1 protein-coding gene is annotated in these 418 nt (G+C 62.4%); it reads right to left on the bottom strand.

Annotated features, from left to right (window positions below; genetic code table 11):
• The coding region (locus ADL01_RS23370) for an alpha-amylase family glycosyl hydrolase (protein WP_267889935.1) at positions 1–418 on the bottom strand (418 nt) is incomplete at both ends.

Below are 418 nucleotides of genomic sequence, written 5' to 3'. Positions count from 1 at the left end.
GAACGCCATGTGGCATTCGTCGCCACCGCTCTGGAAGTCACCGAAGTAGTCGACGACGTCCTCGGGCCACTGGTTCGCCTCCGCCAGCAACACCGTGTCCGGGTAGTGGGCGTCGATCTCCTTGCGCACGTGCTTGAGGAATTCATGCGTGCGCGGCAGGTTCTCGCAGTTGGTGCCCTCTGTCTGGTACAGGTACGGGACCGCGTCGAGACGGAAGCCGTCGATCCCGAGGTCCAGCCAGAACCGCAGCGCGGAGATGATCTCCTCCTGTACCGCCGGGTTCTCGTAGTTGAGGTCCGGTTGGTGGGAGAAGAAGCGATGCCAGTAGTACTGCTTGCGGACCGGGTCGAAGGTCCAGTTGGAGGCCTCGGTGTCGACGAAGATGATCCGGGCGTCCTGGAACTGTTTGTCGTCGTCG

It is taken from the genome of Streptomyces sp. NRRL WC-3618, from assembly GCF_001280005.1.
Classification (GTDB): Bacteria; Actinomycetota; Actinomycetes; order Streptomycetales; family Streptomycetaceae; genus Streptomyces.
This window is presented reverse-complemented; position numbering and strand designations above follow the sequence as displayed.